The 1,790-nt window shown below is 49.9% G+C and carries 5 protein-coding genes; all 5 read right to left on the bottom strand.

Annotated features, from left to right (window positions below; all coding sequences use genetic code 11):
* Positions 1-186: 186 nt before the first annotated feature.
* The gene (locus tag B5F17_RS14390; protein WP_143287763.1) at positions 187-459 is read right to left on the bottom strand and encodes a hypothetical protein; all 273 of its coding nucleotides are present in this window, start codon (positions 457-459) and stop codon (positions 187-189) included.
* The gene (locus tag B5F17_RS14385; protein WP_087374928.1) at positions 428-625 is read right to left on the bottom strand and encodes a hypothetical protein; all 198 of its coding nucleotides are present in this window, start codon (positions 623-625) and stop codon (positions 428-430) included. Before B5F17_RS14385 ends, B5F17_RS14390 begins: the two co-directional genes overlap by 32 nt.
* A complete protein-coding gene (locus B5F17_RS14380) occupies positions 606-932 on the bottom strand; it encodes a hypothetical protein (RefSeq protein WP_087374927.1) in 327 nt (108 codons plus the stop codon). The genes B5F17_RS14385 and B5F17_RS14380 overlap by 20 nt, the downstream gene beginning before the upstream one ends.
* Entirely contained in the window at positions 929-1,345 is a 417-nt protein-coding gene (locus tag B5F17_RS14375) for a hypothetical protein (protein WP_087374925.1), read from the bottom strand. The genes B5F17_RS14380 and B5F17_RS14375 overlap by 4 nt, the downstream gene beginning before the upstream one ends.
* Positions 1,342-1,790 (bottom strand): helix-turn-helix domain-containing protein (locus B5F17_RS14370; RefSeq protein ID WP_206396749.1); only part of this gene is annotated, 449 nt, incomplete at its 5' end. The genes B5F17_RS14375 and B5F17_RS14370, both read right to left, overlap by 4 nt.

Here is a 1,790-nt window from a genome sequence, read left to right as displayed (position 1 = left end):
TCTGCAAAAGGGTATAAAAATGCGGGGCTCAGCCCCGCACAGTGCCTTATTTTATTCTTGCCCAACTCGGTGTTGGGGTGATTCCTTCTTTCTGTTATTTAATATAGCCGTTTTTCCGAATCTTGTCAAGCAAAGGGCGAACATTCGTTTTATGTGCACAAAATCAGGCTTGGAAATTTAGTGATATTATCGCAGAAAACACCCTTGCATTGCAAAGTGTTTCAGCTGATCGGCAGAGAGCCGCAGGCCATAATGCCGCAGCTCCACCGACATTTCCTGGTATGTAAATACCTTTTGCTTTATCAGAAACAGTATACTCTGCCGAATCACCTGCTCAGGTGAATGCATAAGCGTATCAATTTCCTGTCCATCTTCCCAAGTCACATATTTTCTGAGAAATCGGATCAGCCGATCTCTGATGTATGGGTCAATCTCGAAAATGCCCTGTGCACTCATCATAATAACCTCGTTTCGGTTTGAGTTCCAGAACCTTTTCGCGGGTCAGCTTATCCACCACGCGCCCGATCTGATCGCCGTAGCCGCTCATGCGTGCCAAACGGCGCAGATGCCATAGGGTCTGCGGGGATACCGTGCAGGACAGATGCTTACCGTAATGCTTGCTCATGCTGCCCCTCCTCCATTGCGATGTACTTCTTGGCCATGGCTGCGACCTGAATTGCCTCGCATGCGGCGCGGATCGCGGTTTCATAGACACAGGCAATGCCATCGCGCGCCGATCTGTCCTGCATAACATCGGCAAACGCCAGCTGGTGCATGTCCTCGATGGCGTGCGTCTCGCTGGACAGCTCACGAATTTCCTCAAGCAGCACCGCCCATCCCTCATGTGCTGAGGCAAATGCCGGGTGAAGCTCGTTTGCACGGTTCAGCTCAGCGGCGGCCAAGTATTCCACATAGTTTTTCATGTAAGTCATTCGTCATCATCCTCTCGCAAATCCATCCTCGCCCCACAAAAGCAGTATGTTGCCTCTCGTGGGTCTCGAAATCTAAGCAATTTCCTACCACACCGAGAGCAATGATACAGCAGTACCCGATCTCTGTGGTATTCTGGCACCCACCGTGCGTGCACTACTGGTGCAGAGTCGGCGGGCGGCGTATAAACAGCTTCCTTGATTCCCAAGCCGATAATAAGCAAACTTCCCTCCTGTTCAGCTTGAACCATCTGGCGCAGGCGGTCGAGGTCGTAATTATCTCCCAGCACATCCTCCAGCAGTTTGAGCCGCTCCCATGTCTGCCGCTGGCTGCAAATCCCGTGCGGGCAATCCTCATGGGCAGCTTTGCACATTGCAATATCGCAAAAAAGTCCATCGAATGTAATACGTTTCATAAAGCCCTTCCTTGATAATGACCGAACACATATACACATTTAGAGAGATACAGTGCGAGATCCACGCAATCTGATGTATCGGTGAAATCCACCAGACCATACTCCCAACAGCGCGCTATAAAATCTCGATCTACGAAGATAAGTCCCTGTGTCACAACATGATGATGCACCTCTGTGCCATCACGCAGCACATCACAGGTCGCAATCCATGGTATATCTCGATTACATCCTGCGCGCTGAATAAAATCCGTTACACGCTGTCTCATTTCGTTGATACACCGGATAGACTCTGGATCTCGATAGGTCAGCGTAATCAATGCCGGATCGGGCGAAACGCTATCCAGCGCAGCGCGAATCTTTCTAATAGCATGTTTGGAATACTCATGCATTTTCGTTTTCCTCTTCCGGCCGCGTGCAAATCCGGTCATAAAAATCATTTGTCCAA

This window comes from Butyricicoccus pullicaecorum, from assembly GCF_002160355.1.
GTDB classification, from domain to species: Bacteria; Bacillota; Clostridia; order Oscillospirales; family Butyricicoccaceae; genus Butyricicoccus; species Butyricicoccus pullicaecorum.
Note: the sequence above shows the minus strand (reverse complement) of the source record. Positions and strands in the feature narration are given on the sequence as shown.

Excerpts from the sequence above, each read along its gene's own strand:
- B5F17_RS14390 (WP_143287763.1), bottom strand. The coding sequence starts at position 459 with ATGATGAGTGCACAGGGCATTTTCGAGATTGACCCATACATCAGAGAT.
- B5F17_RS14375 (WP_087374925.1), bottom strand. The coding sequence starts at position 1,345 with ATGAAACGTATTACATTCGATGGACTTTTTTGCGATATTGCAATGTGC.
- B5F17_RS14385 (WP_087374928.1), bottom strand. The coding sequence starts at position 625 with ATGAGCAAGCATTACGGTAAGCATCTGTCCTGCACGGTATCCCCGCAG.
- B5F17_RS14380 (WP_087374927.1), bottom strand. The coding sequence starts at position 932 with ATGACTTACATGAAAAACTATGTGGAATACTTGGCCGCCGCTGAGCTG.